A 23663-nucleotide genomic window follows, 5' to 3' on the forward strand; every position below is an offset into this window, starting at 1 on the left:
TCCATGAAGCGCTTCCCGCTCTCCAAGACCCTCCCGGCCGCCTTTGTCGCGGTCATGGCCCTCGGCCTCGCCGGCTGCGGCTTCACCCCCCTGTACGGCCCCCAGACGGTCACCAAGGGGCTCAGCGCCATCGAGGTGGTCGCCCCGCCCGGCCGCGCCGGCTACCTGCTGCGCGAGAAGCTGGACGACGCCTTCGCGCGGGACGCCAACGTCCTGCCGTCCCACAAGTTCATCTATTCGGTCCAGGAGCAGCGCTACGCGCGCGGCGTCCGCGTCGACAACGTCGCCAACCGCTACGAGCTGAACCTGACCGCCCATTGGCGACTGGTGGACTCCAAGACCGGCAAGGACGTGAAGTCGGGCACGACCAGCGCGGCGGTGACCTACGACTCCGCCGACCAGCCCTACGCCTCGATCGCCGCCCAGCAGGACAGCCAGGAACGCGCCGCCACCGAGCTGGCCCGGCGGATCCAGCTGGAACTGGCGACCTGGATCGCGGGCAAGTCCAAGGCCTAGGATAGACTTTGTTTTCGCGCGTCCTCTTCACGCGAACCGGTATCCACTTCGCTCGAGTACGCTGATCATGATCCTGTCCAAGCGACCGGACATCGAACGCTTCCTGCGGGATCCCGCCGGCGACATCCGCGCCGTGGTCATCTACGGCCGCGACCGCGGCGTGGTCCGCGATCGCGCCGACCAGCTGGCCAAGAGGCTGTTCGCGAACCCCGACGATCCGTTCGACACCGCACAGCTGACCGAGAGCGACCTGGACAGCCAGGCCGGCAAGCTCGAGGACGAGCTTTCGGCGCTCTCCATGATGGGCGGGCGCCGCCTGGTGCGCCTGCGCCTGACCGGCGAGAAGGGCGGGCCCGACAAGCAGGCGGCGGAAGCCCTGACGCGCCACGTCGAGGGCCAGTTGAACCCCGACGCCTTCTTCCTGATCGAGGCCGGCGCCCTGGGCCGCGACTCCACCCTGAGGAAGGTCGCCGAGAAGGCCGCCGGCGCGGCGGTGATCCCCTGTTACGAGGACGAGGCCGGCGACTTGGCCCGCCTGGCCCGCGAGACCCTGGCCAAGGACAAGGTCAGCCTGAACGGCGAGGCCCTGGACCTGTTCGTCTCGCGCCTGCCCAAGGAGCGCGGGGTGGCCCGCGCCGAGGTCGAGCGCCTGGCCCTCTATCTCGGCCCGGGCAGCGGCGTGGTCGCCACCCCGGCCGACCTGACCGACTTCCTGGGCGTCGAGCCCGAGGCTTCGTTGTTCGACGCGGCCTCCGACGCGTTCGGCGGTCGCGTGGGCCCCGCGCAGGCGGGCCTGCGCCGCGCCGCCGCCGAGGGCGAGGGCGGACCGGCCGCCGTGCGGGCCATGGGCTTTCACCTGGGCAAGCTGCGCCGCACCCTGACCCTGCACAAGAACGGTGTCGACCTGGCGGCCGCCGCCAAGGCCTCCGGTATCTTCTGGAAGCAGGAGCGCGAGTTCCTGCGTCAAGCCCGGGCCTGGACCCTGGACCAGCTGCTGGTGGTGCAGGCCGAGGTCCTGGCGGCCGACAAGGCCTGCAAGACCTCCGGCTCGCCCGACCAGCTGATCTCCGAGCGCCTCGCGCTGCAGATCGCCGGCAAGGCGCGACGGCTGGGCCTCTAGGGCCTCCCCTCGCCCGCCGGACCGGCGAATGGACGATTCGTCAAACCCGCCGAGCCTTCATCCACAGGAATGTGCCGATTTCGGCCCCGCAACGCCTCGACCAAATTCCCTGCCGATCGCGCCATTTCCATTTGTTTTTCAGTGTGTTGTCCGGGAATCGAGACCGTGACGGCCTCGATTCTGGGGAACAGCTCGACCAGGGACACGGTCGCACGTCCTTCTGTGCGCCACAGAGGACCCTCCGCGAGGCCCTCTAGTGGCCCCGCGTCAGCCGGTTGCAGAGGTCGTCCAGTTGCTCGAGCGTCGCGTAGCGGATGGTCAGGGCGCCGGTCCCGCCGCGATGGTCGATCTCGACGTCCAGGCCCAGCACCGACGACAGGTCGGCTTCCAGCGCCTGGGTGTCGGTGTCCTTGGTCCGGGGCGGGCGGCCGCCGCTCGACTTGGTGCGGGCCTCGCCGTCGGCGGTCGGCGCGCGGCGGGCCAGGGCCTCGGCGTCGCGGACCGACAGGCCCTTGTCGATGACCTCCCGGGCCAGGGCGGCCGGGTCGGGCACGTTGGCGATGGCGCGGGCATGGCCGGCGGTCATCTCGCCCGAGGTGACGTAGTGCTGGACCGAGTCCGGCAGCGACAGCAGGCGCAGGGTGTTGGCCACGTGGCTGCGGCTCTTGCCCACGGTCTGGGCGATGATCTCCTGGGTCTGGCCGAACTTGTCGATCAGGACCTTGTAGCTCAGCGCCTCTTCGATCGCGTTCAGGTCGGCGCGCTGGACGTTCTCGATGATGCCGATCTCGAGCACGGCCAGGTCGTCCAGCTCGCGGACCATGATCGGGATGGTCTTCAGTCCGGCCCGCTGGGCCGCACGCCAGCGCCGCTCGCCGGCGACGATCTGGTACTCGCCGGGAGCGCCGGGAGCCGGACGCACCAGGATCGGCTGCAGGACGCCCTTCTCGCGGATCGAGTCCGAAAGTTCTACCAGGTCTTCCTCGCGGAACGTCCGGCGCGGCTGATCGGGGTTGCGTCGTACCAGCTCGATCGGCGCCTCGCGCGAACCGGCGCTGGTGTCACCGGGCGCCTGGGCCGGAGCGGAATCGACCTCGCCCAGCAAGGCGGACAGGCCCCGACCCAACCCACGACGACCTTCGGACATCCCCGGTTCTCCCACCACGACCGACTCCCTCACGCGCTCTTCACTCAATTTCGACAATGACTTGGATGGTTATCCTCAGGCGGACTTCTAAGCCGCTTGGGCCTGACGGTTGCGCTCGCGGCTGATCACCTCGCGCGCCAGCCGCAGGTAGGCCTGGCTGCCCGCGCATTTGAGGTCGTAGAGCAGGACGGGCTTACCGAAGGACGGCGCCTCCGACACGCGGACGTTCCGCGGTATGACCGCGTCATACACCTTGTCGCCGAAGTGATCGCGCACGTCGCGCGCCACCTGGTCCGACAGGCTGTTGCGGCGATCGTACATGGTCAGCACCACGCCCTGGATCTCCAGCTTGGGATTGAGGCTGCCGCGTACCCGCTCGATGGTCCGCATCAGCTGGGTCAGGCCTTCCAGGGCGAAGAACTCGCACTGCAGCGGCACGAACACCGCGTCGGCGGCGGTCATGGCGTTGACCGTCAGCACGTTCAGCGACGGCGGGCAGTCGATCAGCACATAGGTGTAGGGGCCGTTGGCGCGCAGCGGCTCCAGGGCGTCGCGCAGGCGGTAGGACCGGCGCGCCTGCTGGCCCAGCTCGATCTCCACGCCCGACAGGTCGGCGTCGGCGGGGATCACGTCCAGGCCCGGCAGCTCGGTCTTCACGGCGGCGTCGACCACCGGGGCCTCGCCCATCAGCACGTCATACAGGGTAGTGCGACGCTGCAGGCGGGTGATGCCCAGGCCGGTCGAGCAGTTGCCCTGCGGGTCGGCGTCGATCAGCAGCACGCGTTCGCCGCAGGCCGCCAGGGCGGTGCCCAGGTTGATCGCGGTCGTGGTCTTGCCGACCCCGCCCTTCTGGTTGGCGATGGCGAGGACGCGCAGCGGTTGGTCAGACTTTACGGACACTCTTAAGCCCCTTCACTTGCACGATCTGGCCTCGCGGGTCGCTCAGGGACGGCCGCAGGGACGACTCGAATTTCCAATATGTAGCGGCCTCGGCCAGCTCCGAAGCGACATCTTGTCCCTTCAGGAACCAGGCGACCGCGCCGCGCTTCAGGTAGGGCTGGGCGTACCCGAGCAGTCTGACCATCGGCGCGCAGGCCCGCGCGGTCACGACGTCGACCTTCAGGTCCAGCTCTTCGGCGCGGGCGTTGTGGATCTCGACGGGCAGCTCCAGCGCGTCGGCCACGACGCGCAGGAAGCGGCAGCGCTTGGCCATGCTCTCGACCAGGTGGACCTTGGCCCCGGGCGCGTCCTTCAGCAGGATCGCCAGCACCACGCCGGGCAGGCCCGCGCCCGCGCCCAGGTCGGCCCAGACCTTGGCCTCAGGCGCGAAGGTCAGCAGCTGGGCGCTGTCCCAGGCGTGACGGTTCCAGTAGGTGGCGATCGTCGCCGGGCCCACCAGGTTCATCATTTCGTTCCACTCGGCCAGCAGGGCCTGGAACCGCGTCAGGTCGGCCAACTGCGTGTCGGTGCAGCCGGTCAGCCGCTGGAAGGCGGCGGCGTCGACGGGGTCGAGCTCCTCGATGATCAGGGGGGCCGACGCCGCGGACATCAAGCGGCCTTCGAGCGGCGGACGTGGGCTAGCAGGGCCGTCAGGGCGCCGGGCGTCACGCCCTCGATCCGCGCCGCCTGGCCCAGGGTCAGGGGCTTCACCCGCGCCAGCTTCTCGCGCACCTCGTTCGACAGGCTACCGACCAGGCCGTAGTCCAGGTCGGCCGGCAGACGCAGGTCCTCTTCCTTGCGGAAGGCCTCGGCGTCGTTGCGCTGGCGGTCGAGATAGCCGGCATAGGCTGCCTCGATCTCGATCTGCTCGCGGGCCATCGGGCTCCACGTGGAAATCTCGGGCCATACCGCGGTCAGGCCGTCCAGGGTCACGTCGGGCAGGGCCAGCATGGCCAGGACGTCGCGACGCTGGCCGTCGTGATTGACCTTGAAGCCGGCGCGATTGGCCTCGCCCGGCGTCAGGGTGACCGAGCGGGCGAAGGCGCGGACGGCCTCCAGCTCGGCCTTCTTGGCGGCCCAGGCCTCGGCGCGCACGGGACCCACCATGCCCAGGGCCAGGCCCTTGTCGGTCAGGCGCTGGTCGGCGTTGTCGGCCCGCAGGATCAGGCGGAATTCGGCCCGGCTGGTGAACATCCGATAGGGCTCCGTGACGCCCCGGGTGACCAGGTCGTCGATCATCACGCCGATATAGGCCTCGTCGCGGGCGAAGACGGCGGGGTCCCTGCCCTGCGCCGCCAGCGCCGCGTTCAACCCGGCCATCAGGCCCTGGGCGCCGGCTTCCTCGTAGCCCGTCGTGCCGTTGATCTGGCCCGCCAGGTAGAGCCCGGTCAGACGCTTGGTCTCGAGGGTCGGGTAGAGCTCGCGCGGGTCGACATAGTCATACTCGATCGCGTAGCCGTATCGGATGACCTCGACGTTCTCGAGGCCCGGCATGGTGCGTAGGAACAGCAGCTGGGTCTCGGCCGAGACCGAGGTCGAGATGCCGTTCGGATAGACGGTGTCGTCGTCCAGGCCTTCCGGCTCCAGGAACACCTGGTGGCTGGTCTTGTCGGCGAAACGGACGACCTTGTCCTCGATCGACGGGCAATAGCGCGGGCCGATCCCGGTGGCGCGGCCGCCGTAGACGGCCGACTCGCCCAGGCGCTCGGCGATGATCTTGTGCGTCTCGGCCGTGGTGTAGGTGATGCCGCACTGGATCTGCGGCACCTCCACGTGAGACGTCAGGAACGAGAATGGCTCAGGCTGCTCGTCGGCCGCCTGCATTTCGAGGCGATCCCAGGCGATGGTCTTGCCGTCCAGGCGCGCCGGAGTGCCGGTTTTCAGGCGGCCCATGTCGAAGCCCAGGGCGTACAGCCGGTCGGACAGGCCGATCGACGGGGCGTCGCCCACGCGGCCGGCCGGGATGCGGGTCTCGCCCTGGTGGATCACGCCCTTCAGGAAGGTGCCGGTGGTCAGCACCACGCGCGAGGCGCGGTAGACCCCGCCCTCCCCGTCCACGACCCCGGCGACCACGCCGTCCTCGACGATCAGGTCCTCGGCCGCCGCCGCGACGACGTCCAGGTTCGGATAGGCGAACAGCTCGGCCTGCATGGCTTCGCGATAGAGCTTGCGGTCGATCTGCGAGCGCGGGCCACGCACGGCGGGACCCTTGGAGCGGTTCAGCAGGCGATACTGGATGCCGGCCTTGTCGCCGATGCGGCCCATCAGGCCGTCCAGGGCGTCGATCTCGCGGACCAGGTGGCCCTTGCCCAGGCCGCCGATGGCCGGATTGCACGACATCTCGCCCACGGTTTCGCGCTTGTGGGTCAGGAGCAGGGTGCGCGCGCCGGCGCGCGCCGAGGCGGCCGCCGCCTCGCAGCCGGCGTGACCGCCGCCGATGACAATGACATCCCAGGTGTTGGACAAGCTTGCGCGCCTCAATGCGAACGCCCCCATCCCGAGATTGGCGTCTCGGCGGGGGCGCATTAGCCTTATACGCGAGACTCCCCGCAGCGGCGAGTCGGTCCCGGGTGTTTCACGTGAAACACGCCGGAGACATCTGTGATCACCCTGTGGATAGTTCAAGGCGATGTTTCACGTGAAACATCACTTCCCGATGCAGAAGCTTGAAAACACTCGGTCGAGCACATCCTCGGGATCGATCCGGCCGGTGATACGCGACAGCGCCCGCGCCGCCAGCCGAACGTCCTCGGCAGCGAGTTCCACCTCCAGCCCGACATCCGACAGCGCGCGCTGCAGATAGCCGCGAGCCTCGGTCAGGCTCTCGGCGTGCCGGATGCGGGTGGCGGCCGGGAACTCGGCCCCAGACAGGGCGTCGACCACGTGGGTCGTCAAAGCCGCCCTAGCCGCCTCCGCCCCGCCGGGCTTGCGGGCCGCCAGCTCGATCACCCGCAGCCCCTGGACCGCCAGCAGTTCGCGCAGCTCCTCCAGGCGATAGGCATCGACGAGGTCGATCTTGTTGACCACCGCCCAGTCGCCCGACCGCAGCACGCCCAGGTCGTTGTCCTGTTTCACGTGGAACATCGCCGCGTCGATCACCCAGAGACGCAGATCGGCGCCAGCCGCCCAGGCGCGGGCCCGCCGCACGCCTTCCGCCTCGATGGCGTCCTCGGTCTCGCGCAGTCCTGCCGTGTCGGCCAGCAGGGTCTTGTAGCCGCCCAGGGTCAGCGGGACCTCGATGATGTCGCGGGTCGTACCCGGCGTGGAGGTGACGATGGCCGCGTCGCGCTCCGCCAAGGCGTTGAGCAAGGTGCTCTTGCCGGCGTTCGGCGCGCCGACCAGGGCGATGCGGAAGCCGTCCCGCACACGCCGTCCCCGTGAAGCATCGGCCAGCGCCGCGCCGATCTCGGTCTCCAGCGCCTCCAGGCCGGGACGCGCGCGGGCCGCCACGTCCTCGGGCAGTTCCTCGTCCGGGAAGTCGACCGCCGCTTCCAGCATGGCCAGGGCCTGGACCAGCAGGCCGCGCCAGGCGTCGTAGCGCTGGCTCAGCGCCCCGCCCAGCTGGCCGAGCGCCTGGCGACGCTGCGCTTCGGTCTCGGCGTCGATCAGGTCGGCCACGCCCTCGGCCTGGGACAGGTCCAGCTTGCCGTTCTCGAAGGCGCGGCGCGTGAACTCGCCCGGCTCGGCCAAGCGCAGCCCTTCGGCGGACAGGGCGTCGAGCAGGGCCTCGACCACCGCCCTGCCGCCGTGCACGTGAAACTCCGCCGCGTCCTCGCCGGTATAGCTGGCCGGTCCCTCGAACCAGAGCACCAGGGCGTCGTCCAGGGCCACGCCCCGATGGGTCAACTGGCGCAGAGCCGCCCGGCGCGGCTTGGGCAGGCTTTCCGCCAGGGCTCGGACAGCATCGGCGGTGCGCGGTCCAGACACACGGACCACCGCCACGGCCGCCCTGCCCGCGCCCGTGGCCGGCGCGTAGATCGTGTCGTTCATTCCGACTTGCCGCCCATGCCCGTCATCGCCGCGCCGGCCGCCGCGGTCATCAGCTTGCGGAACTGGTCCTGGGCTCCGGTACCGAAAGCCATCCAGTTCTTCATCAGCTCCTCGGGCGCCAGCATGGCCATGTTGGCGGTCATCCGATCCTGCATTTCCTTGACCAGGTGGTCGTTCAAGGCGCTCACATCGGGCAGGCCCAGGAAGGCGCGGGCCTCCACCGGCGTGCAGTCAATCTCAATGGTCATCTTCATGATCTGGGGTTCCCTGCCGTCGAAGCACGATGTTGTTATGCCGCGACCGCATCGGCGCACGTTAGAGCGCTTCGGTCGAAAGTCCCATCGACGCCGCGCGATCCCCCCGAGACGCCACGATACGGAGAGCCCCAATGAGCGAGACCCTCACGATCACCACGCCCGACGGCGACTTCTCCGCCTATGTGGCCCGTCCCTCAGCCGCCGAGGCGCCGGCCGTCGTCGTCATCCAGGAGATCTTCGGCGTCAACCAGGTGATGCGCGACATCTGCGACGGCCTGGCCGGACAAGGCTTCGTCGCTGTCTGCCCCGACCTGTTCTGGCGGATCGAGCCCGGCATCGACATCACCGACCAGAGCGAGGCCGAATGGAAGCGGGCCTTCGAACTGTACAACGCGTTCGACGTGGACAACGGCGTCGCCGACATCGCCGCCACCGTGGCCGCCGTCCGCGAGCTGCCGGGCGTCACCGGCAAGGTCGGCGCCGTGGGCTTCTGCCTGGGCGGCCTCCTGGCCTTCCTGACCGCCACCCGCACCGACGTCGACGCCGCCGTCGCCTACTATGGCGTCGGCATCGAGAAGTACGTGGCCGAGGCCGAGAAGCTGGCCAAGCCCCTGCTGATCCACATCGCCGAGGAGGACCAGTTCGTGCCGAAGGAAGCCCAGAAGGTGATCCTGGCCGCGCTGAAGGACCACCCGCAGATCCAGGTCCACACCTATCCCGGCCGCGACCACGCCTTCGCCCGGGTCGGCGGCGCGCACTACGACGCGGCCGACGCGGCCAAGGCGGGCGGACGCAGTCTGACCTTCTTCCAGTCCAACCTGGGCTGACGGTCATGCTGGCCATACAAGCCGTCCGCACCGGCGGCCCAGAAGTGCTCGAGGCCGTCGACCTGCCCGTCCCCTCGCCCGGTCCCGGCCAGATTCTGGTCCGTCACCAGGCGGTCGGCCTGAACTTCATCGACACCTATCACCGCTCCGGCCTCTATCCGATGAAGATGCCGGTCGTGCTGGGCCTGGAGGCCGCCGGCGTGGTCGAGGCCCCGGGCGAAGGCGTCACCCGGTTCAAGGCCGGCGACCGCGTCGCCTACAACGGCACGCTCGGCGCCTATGCCGAGGCGGCGGTCGTCCCCGCCGACCGCGCGGTGAAGGTCCCCGACGCCGTCAGCCTGGAGACCGCGGCGGCCGTCCTGCTCAAGGGCATGACCGCCGAGTTCCTGGTCCGGCGCTGCCACAAGGTCGAGCCCGGTCAGACCGTACTGATCCACGCGGCCGCCGGCGGGGTCGGGTCTATCCTGGTGCAGTGGGCCAAGGCCCTGGGCGCGACCGTGATCGCCACGGTCGGTTCTCAGGCCAAGGCCGCCCTCGCCCGCGACCATGGCGCCGATCACGTGATCCTCTACGGCGAGGAGGATGTCGCCGCGCGGGTGGCGGAGATCACAGGCGGCCAGGGCGTGGCCGTGGTCTATGACGGCGTCGGCAAGGACACGTTCGAGGCCAGCCTCAAGAGCCTGGGCCGGCGGGGCATGCTGGCCACCTTCGGCAACGCCTCGGGCGCCGCCCCCGCGATCGCGCCGCTGGAGCTGGGGACCAAGTCGCTGTTCCTGACGCGGCCTCGCCTGTTCGATTACATCGCCACCACCACCGAACTGGACGAGAGCGCGGCGGCCCTGTTCGCGGTCTTGGCGTCCGGCGCGGTGAAGATCGAGATCGGCCAGACCTTCCCCCTGGCCGAGGCCCGGGCGGCGCACGAGGCGCTGGAGGGTCGGCGGACCACCGGGGCGACGCTGCTGGTCCCGTAGGCCGCCCGCTGACGGGGACATGCCCTCGCGGCGTGTCCCCAGGTTTCGCGCCGGGCCAGGCGGTTGGGGACACGCGTGAGCGCATGTCCCCGTCACTGCGGCGATCAAGCCGCTGATATCGCTGACCTAAATCTTTATTTCCCGCACCGTTTCCCGGCGGCCGCATAATGGCTCCACCTCGACGCGGGAAAGGGCGCATGGCCAGCGACCGATGCGGCGGCGGGGGGCGATCGAGCGGGAAGCTCCTTCGGCGGTCCGAAAGGATCAAACCCCATCCATCTGGTGCCGGCTGGGCTCGGAACACGGATACAGCGTTGGATGGGGGCCGGTTGAGCAGCAGGCGGGCTGTGACAGGCTCGCGGTCCGGGACCGGGTGTCGTTGACCTGGCCCGTCCGTCGGAGGCTTCAAGGCGGCGAGGTTCTAAGAGAACTCAGCGCCGTCGCGCTTCCGGATAACGACCGCGCGGAGCGAACGGGCTTCGTCGAAACGGTATTCTCTAACTTCTTCCGGACGATGTCCGGCGCTCCGCAGCCCTTTCCATACCTTCAGCGAGAGATCGCGTGAGGCTGAAAAGCCGTGGCTCACCAACCTGGCGGCTTCGCCGCCTGTCCGCCCCCGTAGGGGGCGGAGCCGCCTGCGCGAGGCTCTTCCCCTCCGGGGGAAGACGACCGCGAAGCGGTCCGTAGGGGGCAAGGGGTCGCTGCCCAGGCCCAGCAAGCAAACAAAAAGGGCGGCCGGTTCGCACCGGCCGCCCCTCGTGTTTCACGTGAAACACCAAGCTTAAGTGTTCATGCTCTGGAAGAAATCGCCGTTCGTCTTCGACTGGCGCATCTTCTCCAGCAGGAACTCGATCGCGTCCGAGGCGCCCATCGGGTTGAGGATGCGGCGCAGGACGTAGGTCTTCTGCAGCTGGTCGCGCGGGGTGATGAGCTCTTCCTTGCGGGTGCCCGACTTGAGCACGTCGATGGCCGGGAAGATGCGCTTGTCGGCCACCTTGCGGTCCAGGACGATTTCCGAGTTACCGGTGCCCTTGAACTCTTCGAAGATCACTTCGTCCATGCGGCTGCCGGTGTCGATCAGGGCGGTGGCGATGATCGACAGCGAGCCGCCCTCCTCCACGTTGCGCGCCGCGCCGAAGAAGCGCTTGGGGCGCTGCAGGGCGTTGGCGTCGACGCCGCCGGTCAGCACCTTGCCCGACGACGGGACAGTGGTGTTGTAGGCGCGGCCCAGACGGGTGACCGAGTCCAGCAGGATGACGACGTCGCGCTTGTGCTCGACCAGGCGCTTGGCCTTCTCGATGACCATCTCGGCCACCTGCACGTGGCGGGTCGCCGGCTCGTCGAAGGTCGAGGCGATGACCTCGCCCTTCACCGTGCGCTGCATGTCGGTGACTTCTTCCGGGCGCTCGTCGATCAGCAGGACGATCAGGTAGCACTCGGGGTGGTTGGTCTCGATCGACTTGGCGATGTTCTGCAGCATCACCGTCTTGCCGACGCGCGGCGGGGCGACGATCAGGCAGCGCTGGCCCTTGCCCAGCGGGGCGACGATGTCGATGACCCGGCCCGAGCGATCCTTGATGGTCGGATCGGGCAGTTCCATGTTCAGCCGCTCTTCGGGATACAGCGGCGTCAGGTTGTCGAAGTGCACCTTGTGGCGCACGTTCTCGGGGCTCTCGAAATTGATCTTCGAGACGCTGGTCAGGGCGAAGTAGCGCTCGCCTTCGCGCGGCGAGCGGATGGCGCCCTCGACGCTGTCGCCGGTGCGCAGGCCGAACTTTCGGATCTGCGAGGGCGACACGTAGATATCGTCCGGGCCCGGAAGATAGTTGGCTTCCGGCGAGCGCAGGAAGCCGAAGCCGTCCTGCACCACTTCCATGGTGCCCGAGCCGAAGATCTCCACGCCTTCCTCGGCGAGGGTCTTCAGGATCGCGAACATCATGTCCTGCTTGCGCATGGAGTTGGCGTTCTCGACCTCGAAGGTCTCGGCGAAGGCCAGCAGGTCGGCGGGCGACTTCTCCTTCAGTTCCTGCAGCGACATGCGCGTCAGGCCCATGGCGGCCACCGCGGCGCTGATCTCGGAGTCTTCGTCGCCGTTGTCGTCGCCGTTGGCGGCGGTGTCGGCGGCCGGCTCGACCGTCGTGTCGACGACGGGTTCGAGCTCGGGATTGTCTTGGGTATCAGTCTGGTCGGTCATGATGACACTCAACGTCGCTCGGCCCGCGAAACCGCGAGCCGGGCCTTGGTTCTAAAACGGACTCGTCGCGAGGGGCGGCGAGCGGGTCGCGCCATGACGACGGCGCGTATCGATCGGGGGACAGACCTTCGGAGCTGGGCTCCGGGGGCGCGTCAGGACGAGCGCCGGTCCGTAAGAGGCGGGAACAGGCCGCAGGCGACCTGTCTGTCTGGATGGGAACCACAAGCGGCCCCGCCGGTCAAGCAAAGCCGCCTGACCGGGTCGCCGAGCTAGTGGCCCAGGAACTTGGTCGTCACCGACAGCACGATGACGATCGCCGCCAGGAACGGCAGCTCGTTGGTCATCCGCCAGAACTTCTCCGAGCGGGTGTTGGTCCCGGCCGCGAACTGGCGGCGGGCCTTCGAGACGAAGCCGTGCCAGGCGAACAGGAACAGCAGGGCCGCGATCTTGGTCAGGGCCCAGGGCTTCAGATAGAAGTCCGGCCCCAGCCGCTGGGTGTCGATCATCGCCAGCAGCAGGCCCATCAGCAGGGCCAGGATCATCGCCGGATTGATGATGATCCGCAGGGTCCGCAGCTCGGCCAGCTTGAAGACCGCGTCCATCTCCGAACCGGGCTCGGTCTTCATGTGATAGACGAAGAGGCGCGGCAGGATCAGCATGCCGGCGATCCAGGCCATCACGAAGATGATGTGCAGGCCGCGGATCAGGTCGAAATGACCGGCCAGGAAATCCATCACGCCGAAGCTCCCTGCTTGTTCGGACATTGGGTGCGGTCGCCGCCGCAGCGCCAGGCGCAGGCGGTGACCAAGCGGTGCGGCGCGCCGAGCACCCCCTGGATGGCGCGGCCCAGGCCGCGAACGAACCCGGGCGCGACGCCCAGGGCCGGCACGCGGACATAGACCGGGCAGCCGTTCTCGAAGGCCACCTGGCGATATTCGTGATCCAGCTCGACCAGGGTCTCGATGTGCTCCGAGACGAAGGCGATCGGCGTGACGACCAGGGCCAGGCCCTGCTTGCTGGCGGCGCGGATCTCGTCCTCGGTCGAGGGGCCGATCCACTTCATCGGGCCCACCCGGCTCTGATAGGTGACCCGCCAGTCCCAGCCCTCGCCCAGCTTCGCGGCCACCGCCGCGGCCGTGGCCTCGACTTGGCTCTGGTAGGGATCGCCGGCCAGGATCACCTTCTCAGGCAGGCCATGAGCGGAAAACAGCAGGCGCGCCGGACCGGGACGTCCGGCCTTGTCGTAGGCGGCCCTGATCAGGTCGGCATGCGCCTGAACCAGAGCCTCGTCCGTCGGATAGCAGCAGACCGTCGACACCCGGCCCGGGCCCTTGCGGTAGGCGCGCTTCCACGCCTTCAGCGACGAACCGGTCGTCGTGGTCGAATACTGCGGATAGAGCGGCAGCAGCACCACCTCGGCTGGGGCGAAGGCCTTCACGGCCTTGGCGGTCTGGTTGGTCAGCGGCTTCCAGTAGCGCATGGCGATGAAGCAACGGGTCTCGGCGTCCGGGAAGCGCTCGGCCAGATCGGCTTCGAGCGCCTTCGCCTGCTTCTCGGTTTCCGGCAACAGGGGCGAGCCGCCACCCATCAGGGCGTAGTTCTCCTTGGCCAGCTTCGTGCGCGTCGCGGCGATCAGGGCGGCGATCGGATAGCGCAGCGGCGCCGGCAGACCGATGATCGCCGGATCCCGGAACAGGTTGAACAGGAACGGCCGCACCGCGTCCGGCCCGTCGGGTCCGCCCAGGTTGAACAGGACGACGGCGATCTTCCGTTTCGTCCCCATCGCGTTGGTCATTTCCCGGTGACCCGGGCCAGCACCGCCTCGACGTGGGCGATCGGCGTGTCTGGCAGGATGCCGTGACCCAGATTGAAGATGTAGGGACCCTGCCCCCACTGTTCCAGCAGCTGGTCGACCCGCGCGATCAAGGCATCGCCGCCGGCCCTCAGCAGCAGCGGATCGAGCGCCCCCTGGATGGCCTTGGTCTTCTGGATCGACTGGCCCAGGGCCGCGGAGGCCTGGGTGTCCAGCGCCACGCCCTGGACGGGCGCGACCTTGGCGTAGGTCTCGACCAGGGTCCCGGCCCCGCGCGGGAAACCGATCACCGGCGTGGTCACGCCCCGGGCCCGGAGGCCTTCGATGATGGCGACGTGCGGCTTGGTCACCAGGCGCTCGAACAAGGGCTCGGAGAGGCCCTCGGCCCAGCTCTCGAACAGCTTCAGCACCTGGGCGCCCGAAGCCGCCTGCATGGCCAGGTAGTCGATGGTCGCGTCGACCAGCACCTGGATCAGGGCGTCCAGCTTGTCGGCGTGCTGATAGGCGAAGGTCCGGGCCCCGGAACGGTCGCTGGAGCCGCCTTCGATCATGTAGGTCGCCACGGTCCAGGGCGCGCCGGCGAAACCGATCAGGGTCCGCTCGGGATCCATGGCCGACCGGACACGGCTCAGCGTCTCGCCGACCGCGCCCAAGGCCTGGCCGGCCTGGCCCGTCAGGTCGCGCATCGACTCGATGGACGGCAGCTCGCCCAGCTTGGGCCCCTCGCCCGCCTCGAACCACACCTTCTGGCCCAGGGCCTGGGGGATCAGCAGGATGTCGGCGAAGACGATGGCCGCGTCGAACGGGAACCGCCGCAGGGGCTGCAGGGTGACCTCGGCGGCCTTCTCCGGGTTCAGGCAGAAATCGATGAAGGTCGGCTCGGTGGCGCGAACGGCCCGGTACTCCGGCAGATAGCGTCCCGCCTGCCGCATGAACCACACGGGCGGACGTTCGGCCTTCTGGCCATCCAGGACGGAAAGGAGCTTGGGCTTGGGAAGCGAGGTCATGCAGGCCTTAAATCCCCTCAGGCCCGTGGGCTCAAGCCCGTATCTCCCCGGAGGCCTTCTTCCCTTCTCCCTTCTCTCTTTAAGAAGATTTTAAGGAAGATTGTAGGAGATGGTGGGTAAGTGCCAAACGGGGAAAACCCGCGTGCGGCGCACCATGCCCCCTGCCGATCCGAAAACCATCCCAACGTGACCCACATGTGGGCTCGCGCCTGTGAACTATGGGGATAGTCCGCTAGGTCTTCGTAATTCCTAATGAAACGTTAAGATGGTGAACAGCGCCGTAACCATGAGCGTCCGCTCATCCCCGCTCTGGGGGAATCGGAAACGCACCGGCTGTGGAGCTCATCCGAGACTGGGGATTGTCCGGCATCAATGTGACCGTTTAACACAGGGTCAGTTCGACGCGCCGTGACTGTCCCGGATTCACCCCCGCTCATCCCCAAGGGCCAAGCCAGTGGTTAAGCAACCCTTAACAGATGATCCACAGGAAGCGGGCGCCCCTGAGGGTGAAAGAGCCGCGCCAAGGTTCGCGACCTACTTCCATATCCACCTGGTGTCGGACTCCACGGGCGAGACCCTGAACGCCATGGCCCGGGCGGTCTGCGCGCGTTTCACCGACATCCTGCCGATTGAACACATCTACGCCCTGGTGCGTTCCACGCGCCAACTCGACCGGGCGTTGGAGGAGATCGCCGGCGCGCCGGGCGTGGTCATGCACACGATCATCGACCCGGGCCTGCGGGCCGCGCTGGAGGAAGGCTGCCGACGGCTGGAGATGCCGTGCATCGCCGCCCTCGACCCGGTGGTCAGCGCCATGTCGCGCTATCTGGGCGCGCGGATCTCGACCCGGGTCGGCGCTCAGCACGCGCTCAACAACGACTATTTCGACCGGATCGAGGCCCTGGACTACGCCATCGCCCACGACGACGGCCAGGGCGGTCAGGACCTGACCCAGGCCGATGTGATCCTGGTCGGCGTGTCGCGCACGTCCAAGACGCCCACCTGCATCTATCTGGCCCACCGCGGCGTACGCGCCGCCAACGTGCCGCTGGTCCCGGGCCGGCCGCCGCCCGACGAGCTGTTCACCCTGAAGAACACCCTGATCGTCGGCCTGATGACCACGCCCGAGCGGCTGATCCAGATCCGCCGCAACCGCCTGCTGTCGCTGAAGGAGAACCGCGAGAGCGACTATATCGACACCGACGCCGTGCGGCAGGAGATCATCGCCGCCCGCCGGCTGTTCGAGCGCCAGGGCTGGCCGATCATCGACGTGACCCGCCGGTCGGTCGAGGAGACCGCGGCGGCGATCATCAACCTGCTGTCGGGCGGCCGCGGCCAGGTCGAGGTCCTGGGATGACGTCATCGTCCCGCACCCCCGTAACCCTGGCGTCCACCAGCTCGGCCCGACAGACGATCCTGCGCAACGCCGGCGTCGCCTTCGAGGCCGTCCGGTCCGGCGTCGACGAGGACGCCGCCAAGGCCGGGCTGCTGGCCGAGGGCGCCTCGCCGCGCGAAGTGGCCGACGCCCTGGCCGAACTGAAGGCGTTCAAGGTCTCGACCAAGCGCGCCGGCCTGGTGATCGGCTCGGACCAGACGCTCGACCTGGACGGCGTGCTGTTCGACAAGGTCGATACGGTCGAGGCCGCCCGCGACCAGCTGCTCCGCTTGCGCGGCAAGGTCCACAAGCTGCACTCAGCCGTGGTCGTGGCCCGCGACGGCCGCCCGATCTGGCGCGTGGTCGAGACCGCGAAGCTGTCGGTGCGGCCCTTCAGCGACGCCTGGCTGGACGGCTATCTGGCGCGCAACGCTCCCGACATCCTGTCGTCGGTCGGCTGCTACTTCCTCGAGGGTGAGGGCGTGCAGCTGTTCGACCGCATCGACGGCGACTATTTCACCATCCTGGGCCTGCCGATCACCGGCCTGCTTGATTTCCTTCGCTTGCATGGAGCTCTCGAGGCATGAGCGTGACGGGTTCGGCCATCGTCGCCGGCGTCTGTGGCCAGCCGATCCGCCACTCGATGAGCCCGGTGATCCACAACGCCTGGATCGCCGCAGCCGGGTTGAACGCCGCATATGTCCCGTTCGGACCGGGTGAGGACAATTTCGAGACCTTCGCCGAGGGCCTGCGCGGCGGGGCGATCCGGGGGCTGAACGTCACCATACCGTTCAAGGAGCAGGCCCTGGCCTGCGCTGACCGTTGCAGCGACTTGGCCAAGCTGGCCGGCGCGGCCAACCTGCTGATCTTCGAAGCCGACGGCACGATCACCGCCGACAACACCGACGGTCCGGGCCTGATCGGCGCCATCGCCGTCCAGGCGCCGGGCTTCGACATCGCCGTCTCGCCGGTGGTGATCCTGGGCGCCGGCGGCGCGGCGCGGGGCGCGGCAGCCGCCCTGGCCCTGGCCGGCGCGCCCCGGGTCAGCATCGTCAACCGCACCTTCGCCCGGGCCGAGGCGATCGCCACCTCCATCGGCGGCGTGGTCGAGGCCGCCTCGGAGACCGAGCTGGACGCCCTGCTCGCCCAGGCCGGCCTGGTGATCAACGCCACCTCCCTGGGCCTGGGCGGCGGCGCGGGCCCGGCGGCGGACCTGGCGCTGACGCCGAAGAACGCGGTCGTGGTCGACATGGTCTACAAGCCCCTCCGCACCGAGTTCCTGCGCCGCGCCGAGGCCGCCGGCCGCCGCACGGTGGACGGGCTGGAGATGCTGCTGCGCCAGGCCGTCCCCAGCTTCGAGGCCTTCTTCGGCGTCGCGCCGCCGGCCCAGGTCGACGTGCGCGCCCTGGCCCTGGCCCACCTGGGGGACGCGGCGAAATGATCGTCCTGGGCCTGACCGGTTCGATCGGCATGGGCAAGTCGACGACGTCGCAGATGTTCGTCGAGGCCGGCGTGCCGGTCTACGATTCCGATGCGGCCGTCCACGCCCTCTACGCCAGCGGCGGCGCGGCGGTCGGGCCGGTCGAGGCGGCGTTCCCGGGCGTGGTGGTCGACGGGGCCATCGACCGCGCCAGGCTCAGCGCCGCGGTGATGGGGAACTCCGAGGCCCTGGCGGTGCTGGAATCCATCGTCCACCCGCTGGTCGGCGCCCACCGGATCGGCTTCTTCGAGGACGCCCAGGCCCAGGGCGCCGACGTCGTCGTGCTGGACATCCCCCTGCTGTTCGAGACCGGCGGCGAGAAGAAGGTCGACAAGGTGGTGGTGGTCTCGGCCCCCGCCGACGTCCAGCGCCAGCGAGTGCTGGCCCGGCCGGGCATGGACCTCGCCAAGTTCGAGGCTATCCTGGCCCGCCAGACGCCCGACGCCGAGAAGCGGGCCCGCGCCGACTTCGTGATCGACACCGGCCGGGGCCTGGACCACGCCCGTCAACAGGTCCGCGACATCCTGACTCGCCTGCGCGCCGCCGCTCCGCTTGAAGGCGGCCGCGAACAGGGCCATTGAAATCCGATGGCGCGGGAAATCATCCTCGATACCGAAACCACCGGCTTCGACCCCAAGACCGGCGACCGGCTGGTCGAAATCGGCTGCATCGAGGTGGTCGACTACATGCCCACCGGGCGGTCGTTCCACGAATATTGCGACCCGCTGCGCGACATGCCGGCCGAGGCCGAGAAGGTGCACGGCCTGTCCAGCGCCTTCCTGAAGGGCAAGCCGAAGTTCGAGGAGATCGCCGACCGGTTCCTCGAGTTCGTCGGCGACGCCCCGGTCATCGCCCACAACGCCGCCTTCGACCGCAGCTTCGTCAATTTCGAGCTGGAGAAGTGTGGTCGGGCGCCGATCCACGAAAGCAGCTGGGTCGACACCCTGGCCATGGCCAAGAAGCGCTTCCCGGGCATGTACAACTCGCTCGACGCGCTGTGTAAGCGGTTCAAGATCAGCCTCGACAGCCGCGACAAGCACGGGGCCCTGATCGACGCCCACCTGCTGGCCGAGGTCTATCTCGAGCTGCAGGGCGGCAAGGAACGGGCGCTGGAGCTGACCCACGCGGTCGCCGTCAACGCCGTCTCGGTCGCCCGCGCCGGTTCGTACGGCGCCCGGGCCCGGCCGCTGGCCCCGCGCTCGACCGAGGAAGAGCGCGAGATCCACGCCGCCTTCGTGAAGAAGAACCTCAAGGACAAGGCCGTCTGGATCCAGTTCGGCGTGGGCGTCGTGGCCGCCGAGGGCTAGGCCGCCGGCCTGGACTGATGCGCGGCGCGGGTCGACAGGGCGTGGTCGATGACCGCGCGGACCTTGGGCGACAGCTGCCGGGTGGCCGGATAGAGGGCGTAGAGCTCGCGGTCCTCGACGCGCCAATCCCCGAACGTCAGCTCGACCAGGTCCGGGAAGCGGCCGGCCAGGCCCCTGGGCAGATAGGCGACCCCCAGGCCTTGGCGCGCGGCCAGGGCGCCCATCGACAGATCGTCCACCGACGCCCCCAGGGTGCGCGGGGCCATGGCGTAGGTCTCGCCGCCCGCATGGACGAACCGCCAGTTGCGGATCGGCGGGGTGAGGATCGCCGGCAGCGGGCAGAGCCGCCGGGGATGGTCCAGCCGCCGGGTTTCGGGATGGCGGTCGACGAAGTCGCGGCTGGCGCAGATCATGTAGGGCGACGACCACAGCTTGCGCGCCACGTGGCGACCTTCGGGCAGCGGGGCCAGCTGGAAGGCCACGTCGATCCCCTCCTCGATCAGGTCGGGCGCGCCGTTGGTCAACCGCAGGTCCATGACCAGATCCGGATGGCCGGCGGCGAAGGCCAGCAGGTTGGGCGCGAATTCCTCGTTGCAGACATGGTGCGGGGCGGTGACGGTCAGCCGTCCCGTGAGCCGCGCCTCGCTGGTGTCGAAACCCTTGGCGGCGGCCTCGATCTCGTCGATGGCGGCCGCGCAGCGGTCGACGAAGGCCCGGCCGTCGTCGGTCAGGCCCACCGCCCGGGTGGTCCGCCGCAGCAGCTGGACCTTGAGCCGCGCCTCCAGGGCGGCGACCCGGCGGCTGACCGAGCTGGTCGGCAGGCCCAGGGCCCGGGCGGCGGCGATGAAGCTGCCTTCCCGCGCCACCTTCAGGAAGATCGCCGCGTCGTCGAATCCCAGCATCGCCGTTCCCTCGAAGCCCGGTCCGCAGATCGGGATCGTCGGTCAGCGACGCAAGGCGCCATTGTTGCTCATCTGGAAAACAGCGCTCCATCCGGGTCGATTGTCCCGATCGGCGGTCGCCCGCATCTGACGGCCACCCCGCGAGATGGCGGGTCCGACAGGAGCAAGTCCGATGAAAGCGCTGGTCCAGGATCGTCTCGGTCCGCCTCTCGACGTGGTCGAACTGCGGGAGGTCCCCGCGCCCCGTCCCGGTCCGGGCGAGGCCCTGGTGCGGATAGTCGCCGCCGGGATCCACCCCGGCGACTTCTTCTTCACCCAGGGCCAATATCCCGAGGCCAAGCGGCCGGTCCTGCCCGGCCAGGTGGTCGGCAACCACGGCGTGGGCCGGGTGGTCGAGACCGGCGGCCGCGCCGACCTGGCGCCGGGGATGCTGGTGGCGTTCAGCGCCGGCCGCGTCTGGGCCGAGTTCGCGGCGATCGACGCACGGTCCCTGATCCCCCTGCCCGACGACTATCCGGTCGAGCGCGCCGCCCAGCTGATGCCCGCGATCACCGCCCGCGACGTCCTGACGGCCAGCGAGGTCGGGCCGGGACAATGGCTGGCGGTCACGGCGGGCCATTCGCTGGTCTCGGGCCTGGTCATCCAGATGGCCCGGCGTCGGGGCGTGCGGGTGCTGGCGATCGTGCGTCGGCGGATCGAGGGCCGCGACCTGACGGCCCTGGGCGCCGAGGCCGTGATCGCCCTCGCCGACCTGGAGATCCCGCTGGCCGAGGCGGTGCGCGCGGCGACGGGCGGCCAGGGCCTGAGCGGCGTCGTCGACGCCGTGGGCGGCGAGGTCCTGACCCAACTCCTTGAGGCCCTGGGCTTCAAGGGCCGGGCGGTCGTGGTCGGCGCCTACGATCTGCGGCCTTTCCAGGCCGGCGCGCTCAAGGTGTTGATGGACCTGCAGGAAATCCGCTCCTACGTCTACCGCTACTTCTTCGATCCGCCGGCCCCGGGGGACGCCGACTATCTGGCCAGCGTCCTGGCCGAGCTGGCCGATCCCGAGATCGAGGTCCGCATCGCCGGCCGCTGGACGCTCGAGGATCATCGCCAGGCGCTTGAAGGGGCGACGTTCCGGCCTGAGGGCGGCAAGCATGTGCTGGTCTTCGAGGACTAGCGGCGGCGACCCCTTGCCCCCTACGGACCGCTTCGCGGTCGTCCCCGGGAGGGGGAAGAGCCTCGCGCAGGCGGCTCCGCCCCCTACGGGGGCGGACAGGCGGCGAAGCCGCCAGGTGGGGGCAAGGGAGTGTGATCCCACGCCAAATGGCTGTGAGCTGATGGAAAGGGACGCGGAGCGCCGGACGACGTCCGGAGTTCTGTGTGTTGTACCGTTTCGACGAAGCCAGTCGCTCCGCGCGATGCGTTATCCGCCAGCGTCCGGTGGGCAGCCCTGTTGAGGCTTAGCCGGACCCGGGGCGGCTGTTTCCAGCTTTCCCGGCCGCCGGGGGCGCGGGCCTAAGGGCGAACACGCGCTTTGTCCCCGTTCGACGCCGACGGCGGGCGGGCTCCCCAACGATGGAAGTCCCCGGACACGCTGGAGTAACCCCCTCCAGCCCAGTCCCGCTCGATCGCCCCCCGCCGCCGCATCGGTCGCTGGCCATGCGCCCTTTCCCTGCGTCGAGGTGGGTAAAGGATAAGGCTGCTTGGAAGAGTGAGGACCAAATCAGGTCGAGAAAGTTCAGGGTGTTGAAAACGCTGAACTTCAGTCGCAATCCACCGAGCATAAGTCGCCCACTCGGAACCCTCTCCCAGAGGGAGAGGGCAGGGTGAGGGGTTACGACGTCCGACGGAGCGCCGGCAGTGCGGCGGCAGCCAAACCCGACAGGGTGAAACCCCTCACCCTCCCACGCCTGCGGCGCGGGTCCCTCCCTCTCCCTCTGGGAGAGGGTGCGAGACGCCCTCTTCACCCCGCGAAATACCCCGCCTGCTGCATATCGGTCAGCAGGTCCGGCTGGTTCGGCGTCCAGCCCAGCACCTCCCGGGTCCAGGCGCTGGAGGTCGGGGCGTCGGCGGCGGCGAAGCGGGCGAACCAGCCGAACCAGTCGGCGGCCTCGTCCGGCGACACGCTGACGACGGGCACGCCCAGCCCCGCGCCGATCGCGGCGGCGATGGCCTTGAACGGCGCGCCCTCCTCGCCGATCGCGTGGTAGCGCGCCCCGCCCTCGCCGCGCTCCAGCGCCAGCCGGTAGACCGGGGCGGCGTCGAAGCGGTGCACGGCCGGCCAGCGGTTGAGGCCCTCGCCGATATAGGCCGCGGCCCCCTTCTGCCGGGCCAGGCCGATCAGATGCGGCACGAAGCCGTGGTCGATCGCCCCGTGCACCGACGGCGGTAGCCGCACGACCGAGGCCTTGATCCCACGCGCCGCCAGGGCCGCGGCCGCCGGCTCGGACTGGCGGGGATGGCCCGGCCCGACGGGCATCCGGTCGTCCTCGGTCGCCAGGCGGCCGTCGGCCAGCAGCAGGGTCCCTGAGGTGACCAGCAGCGGCCGCTCCGTGCCCTCCAGGGCCGCGCCGATCGTCTCGATGGCCCGGCGGTCCTGTTCGCAGTTCTCCACGAACCGCGAGAAGTCGTGGTTGAAGGCGGTGTGGATCACCCCGTCGGCCGCCGCGGCGCCGCGCGCCAGGCTGTCCGGGTCCTCGAGGGAGCCCTGGTGGACCTGGGCTCCGGCCGCCTCGAGCTGCCGGGCACCGGCCTCGGACCGGGTCAGGCCCAGAACCTGGTGGCCGGCGGCGATCAGGTCCTGGACGACGGCGGAGCCGACGAAGCCGGTGGCGCCGGTGACGAAAACACGCATGGGAACTCTCCGATGTTCGACGGAGGTCATTTGGCGCGTATGCTATGCCGGTAAAAGACGAGAGATTATCAGGGTATAATGACTAACAGGATCGAGACGCCCGCGCCTCGGGACTCCCTGGCGACCTATCTGAAGGGGCGCCGGGCCAGGCTGAATCCCGCCGACTTCGGCCTGCCGACGGGGCGGCGGCGCACGCCGGGCCTGCGGCGCGAGGAGGTCGCCCAGCGGGCCGACATCAGCGCCACCTGGTACACCTGGCTGGAACAGGGACGCGGCGGCGCGCCCTCGGCCGACGTGCTGGACCGCATCGCCCGCGCCCTGCTGCTGACCGATGTCGAGCGCGAGCACCTGTTCCTGTTGGGCCTGGGGCGTCCGCCGGAGGTGCGCTACGCCAAGTCCGAGGGGGTGACGCCGCGCTTGCAGCGGGTGCTGGACGCCCTGGAGGCCAGCCCCGCCCTGATCCGCACCGCCACCTGGGACGTGGTGGCCTGGAACAAGGCCGCCGCGGCGGTGCTGACCGACTACGGCGCCCTGCCCCCGGAACAGCGCAACATCCTGCGGCTGATCTTCGGCGATCCGCGCGTGCGCGAGGCCCAGTTCGATTGGGACAGCGTGGCGCGGTTCGTGGTCGCCGCCTTCCGGGCCGACGCGGCGCGGGCGGGGGCCGGCGCCGAGGTCCAGGCCCTGGTCGAGGACCTGAGCCGGACGAGTCCGGAGTTCGCCCGGCTGTGGCGCGAGAACGACGTGCGGCACTACGGCGAAGGGGTCAAACGCCTGCGCCATCCGGTGCTGGGCCCGATCGCCTTCGAATATTCCGCCTTCGCCGTCGACGGCCGGCCGGACCTGGGCCTGGTGGTCTACAACCCGGCGACGGCCGAGGACGCCGACAATGTGCGCAGGCTGGTGGCGGCGCGAGATGTGTCCGCGAGCTAAGCGCCTCCCCCAATAGTTGTCATCCCGGACAGCCCCTGCGGGGCTTCCG

23 protein-coding genes are annotated in these 23663 nt (G+C 69.5%); 11 read left to right on the forward strand and 12 right to left on the reverse strand.

The features are described from left to right. Positions 1 to 3: 3 nt before the first annotated feature. Together lptE and holA are read left to right on the forward strand one after the other, a co-directional pair. Complete coding sequence (lptE, locus tag WAE60_RS07395; RefSeq protein ID WP_337685593.1) at positions 4 to 516, forward strand: LPS assembly lipoprotein LptE; 513 nt, start codon at positions 4 to 6, stop codon at positions 514 to 516. A 67-nt stretch (positions 517 to 583) separates the two neighbouring features. Next, on the forward strand, positions 584 to 1636 hold the full coding sequence (holA, locus tag WAE60_RS07400; RefSeq protein WP_029910069.1) for a DNA polymerase III subunit delta: 1053 nt from the start codon (positions 584 to 586) through the stop codon (positions 1634 to 1636). Positions 1637 to 1889: 253 nt separating this feature from the next. Here the strand turns inward: holA and WAE60_RS07405 are convergent, their stop codons facing one another. The 6 genes from WAE60_RS07405 to WAE60_RS07430 form a co-directional block, all read right to left on the reverse strand. Then, entirely contained in the window at positions 1890 to 2783 is an 894-nt protein-coding gene (locus WAE60_RS07405; RefSeq protein ID WP_337685594.1) for a ParB/RepB/Spo0J family partition protein, read from the reverse strand. Between the two features lie 87 nt (positions 2784 to 2870). Further along, positions 2871 to 3683: a ParA family protein gene (locus WAE60_RS07410; RefSeq protein WP_029910062.1), complete on the reverse strand. Its 813-nt coding sequence runs from the start codon at positions 3681 to 3683 to the stop codon at positions 2871 to 2873. Continuing rightward, entirely contained in the window at positions 3667 to 4332 is a 666-nt protein-coding gene (gene rsmG / locus WAE60_RS07415) for a 16S rRNA (guanine(527)-N(7))-methyltransferase RsmG (protein ID WP_337685595.1), read from the reverse strand. The genes WAE60_RS07410 and rsmG overlap by 17 nt, the downstream gene beginning before the upstream one ends. Continuing rightward, positions 4332 to 6188, reverse strand: a complete 1857-nt coding sequence (gene mnmG / locus WAE60_RS07420; RefSeq protein WP_337685597.1) for a tRNA uridine-5-carboxymethylaminomethyl(34) synthesis enzyme MnmG — start codon at positions 6186 to 6188, stop codon at positions 4332 to 4334. The genes rsmG and mnmG overlap by 1 nt, the downstream gene beginning before the upstream one ends. Before the next feature lie 180 nt (positions 6189 to 6368). After that, the gene (gene mnmE, locus WAE60_RS07425) at positions 6369 to 7712 is read right to left on the reverse strand and encodes a tRNA uridine-5-carboxymethylaminomethyl(34) synthesis GTPase MnmE (protein WP_337685598.1); all 1344 of its coding nucleotides are present in this window, start codon (positions 7710 to 7712) and stop codon (positions 6369 to 6371) included. Then, positions 7709 to 7966: a DUF6489 family protein gene (locus tag WAE60_RS07430; RefSeq protein ID WP_029910051.1), complete on the reverse strand. Its 258-nt coding sequence runs from the start codon at positions 7964 to 7966 to the stop codon at positions 7709 to 7711. Before WAE60_RS07430 ends, mnmE begins: the two co-directional genes overlap by 4 nt. Before the next feature lie 134 nt (positions 7967 to 8100). Here WAE60_RS07430 and WAE60_RS07435 point away from each other — a divergent pair, with 134 nt between their 5' ends. Continuing rightward, positions 8101 to 8796, forward strand: coding sequence for a dienelactone hydrolase family protein (locus WAE60_RS07435; protein ID WP_337685599.1), 696 nt, complete (start codon positions 8101 to 8103; stop codon positions 8794 to 8796). A gap of 5 nt (positions 8797 to 8801) precedes the next feature. Further along, positions 8802 to 9767 (forward strand): quinone oxidoreductase, encoded by a 966-nt coding sequence (locus tag WAE60_RS07440; protein ID WP_337685600.1) that lies wholly within the window; start codon positions 8802 to 8804, stop codon positions 9765 to 9767. Positions 9768 to 10548: 781 nt separating this feature from the next. On the opposite strand, the gene rho is transcribed toward WAE60_RS07440, so the two are convergent. The 4 genes from rho to hemE all read right to left on the reverse strand — a co-directional run bounded on the left by rho (position 10549) and on the right by hemE (position 14781). Beyond that, entirely contained in the window at positions 10549 to 11961 is a 1413-nt protein-coding gene (gene rho, locus WAE60_RS07445) for a transcription termination factor Rho (protein ID WP_029909939.1), read from the reverse strand. A gap of 269 nt (positions 11962 to 12230) precedes the next feature. Further along, positions 12231 to 12695, reverse strand: coding sequence for a CopD family protein (locus WAE60_RS07450; RefSeq protein WP_029909935.1), 465 nt, complete (start codon positions 12693 to 12695; stop codon positions 12231 to 12233). Continuing rightward, on the reverse strand, positions 12695 to 13744 hold the full coding sequence (gene hemH, locus WAE60_RS07455) for a ferrochelatase (RefSeq protein WP_337685601.1): 1050 nt from the start codon (positions 13742 to 13744) through the stop codon (positions 12695 to 12697). The genes WAE60_RS07450 and hemH overlap by 1 nt, the downstream gene beginning before the upstream one ends. An 8-nt stretch (positions 13745 to 13752) precedes the next feature. Continuing rightward, positions 13753 to 14781: a uroporphyrinogen decarboxylase gene (gene hemE, locus WAE60_RS07460; RefSeq protein ID WP_337685602.1), complete on the reverse strand. Its 1029-nt coding sequence runs from the start codon at positions 14779 to 14781 to the stop codon at positions 13753 to 13755. Positions 14782 to 15235: 454 nt separating this feature from the next. Between hemE and WAE60_RS07465 the strand changes: the two genes are divergently transcribed. From WAE60_RS07465 to dnaQ, 5 genes are read left to right on the forward strand one after another with little or no spacing between them, the layout of a single operon-like run. Then, positions 15236 to 16138: a pyruvate, water dikinase regulatory protein gene (locus WAE60_RS07465; protein ID WP_337685603.1), complete on the forward strand. Its 903-nt coding sequence runs from the start codon at positions 15236 to 15238 to the stop codon at positions 16136 to 16138. Then, positions 16135 to 16743 (forward strand): Maf family protein, encoded by a 609-nt coding sequence (locus WAE60_RS07470; RefSeq protein ID WP_029909913.1) that lies wholly within the window; start codon positions 16135 to 16137, stop codon positions 16741 to 16743. The genes WAE60_RS07465 and WAE60_RS07470 overlap by 4 nt, the downstream gene beginning before the upstream one ends. Then, the gene (gene aroE, locus WAE60_RS07475) at positions 16740 to 17597 is read left to right on the forward strand and encodes a shikimate dehydrogenase (RefSeq protein ID WP_029909910.1); all 858 of its coding nucleotides are present in this window, start codon (positions 16740 to 16742) and stop codon (positions 17595 to 17597) included. The genes WAE60_RS07470 and aroE overlap by 4 nt, the downstream gene beginning before the upstream one ends. Next, positions 17594 to 18217, forward strand: a complete 624-nt coding sequence (gene coaE / locus WAE60_RS07480; RefSeq protein WP_029909907.1) for a dephospho-CoA kinase — start codon at positions 17594 to 17596, stop codon at positions 18215 to 18217. Before aroE ends, coaE begins: the two co-directional genes overlap by 4 nt. Before the next feature lie 6 nt (positions 18218 to 18223). Further along, the gene (dnaQ, locus tag WAE60_RS07485; protein WP_337685604.1) at positions 18224 to 18943 is read left to right on the forward strand and encodes a DNA polymerase III subunit epsilon; all 720 of its coding nucleotides are present in this window, start codon (positions 18224 to 18226) and stop codon (positions 18941 to 18943) included. On the opposite strand, the gene WAE60_RS07490 is transcribed toward dnaQ, so the two are convergent. Further along, positions 18940 to 19845: a LysR family transcriptional regulator gene (locus WAE60_RS07490; RefSeq protein ID WP_337685605.1), complete on the reverse strand. Its 906-nt coding sequence runs from the start codon at positions 19843 to 19845 to the stop codon at positions 18940 to 18942. The two genes, dnaQ and WAE60_RS07490, sit on opposite strands and share 4 nt — an antisense overlap. 172 nt (positions 19846 to 20017) lie before the next feature. Here WAE60_RS07490 and WAE60_RS07495 point away from each other — a divergent pair, with 172 nt between their 5' ends. Beyond that, positions 20018 to 21004, forward strand: coding sequence for a zinc-binding dehydrogenase (locus tag WAE60_RS07495; protein WP_337685606.1), 987 nt, complete (start codon positions 20018 to 20020; stop codon positions 21002 to 21004). 786 nt (positions 21005 to 21790) lie between these two features. On the opposite strand, the gene WAE60_RS07500 is transcribed toward WAE60_RS07495, so the two are convergent. Further along, positions 21791 to 22681: an SDR family oxidoreductase gene (locus WAE60_RS07500; protein ID WP_337685607.1), complete on the reverse strand. Its 891-nt coding sequence runs from the start codon at positions 22679 to 22681 to the stop codon at positions 21791 to 21793. A gap of 78 nt (positions 22682 to 22759) precedes the next feature. Between WAE60_RS07500 and WAE60_RS07505 the strand changes: the two genes are divergently transcribed. Then, positions 22760 to 23614, forward strand: coding sequence for a helix-turn-helix transcriptional regulator (locus tag WAE60_RS07505; protein ID WP_337685608.1), 855 nt, complete (start codon positions 22760 to 22762; stop codon positions 23612 to 23614). Positions 23615 to 23663 lie beyond the last annotated feature (49 nt).

The organism is Caulobacter sp. CCG-8, from assembly GCF_037402475.1.
GTDB lineage: Bacteria > Pseudomonadota > Alphaproteobacteria > Caulobacterales > Caulobacteraceae > Caulobacter.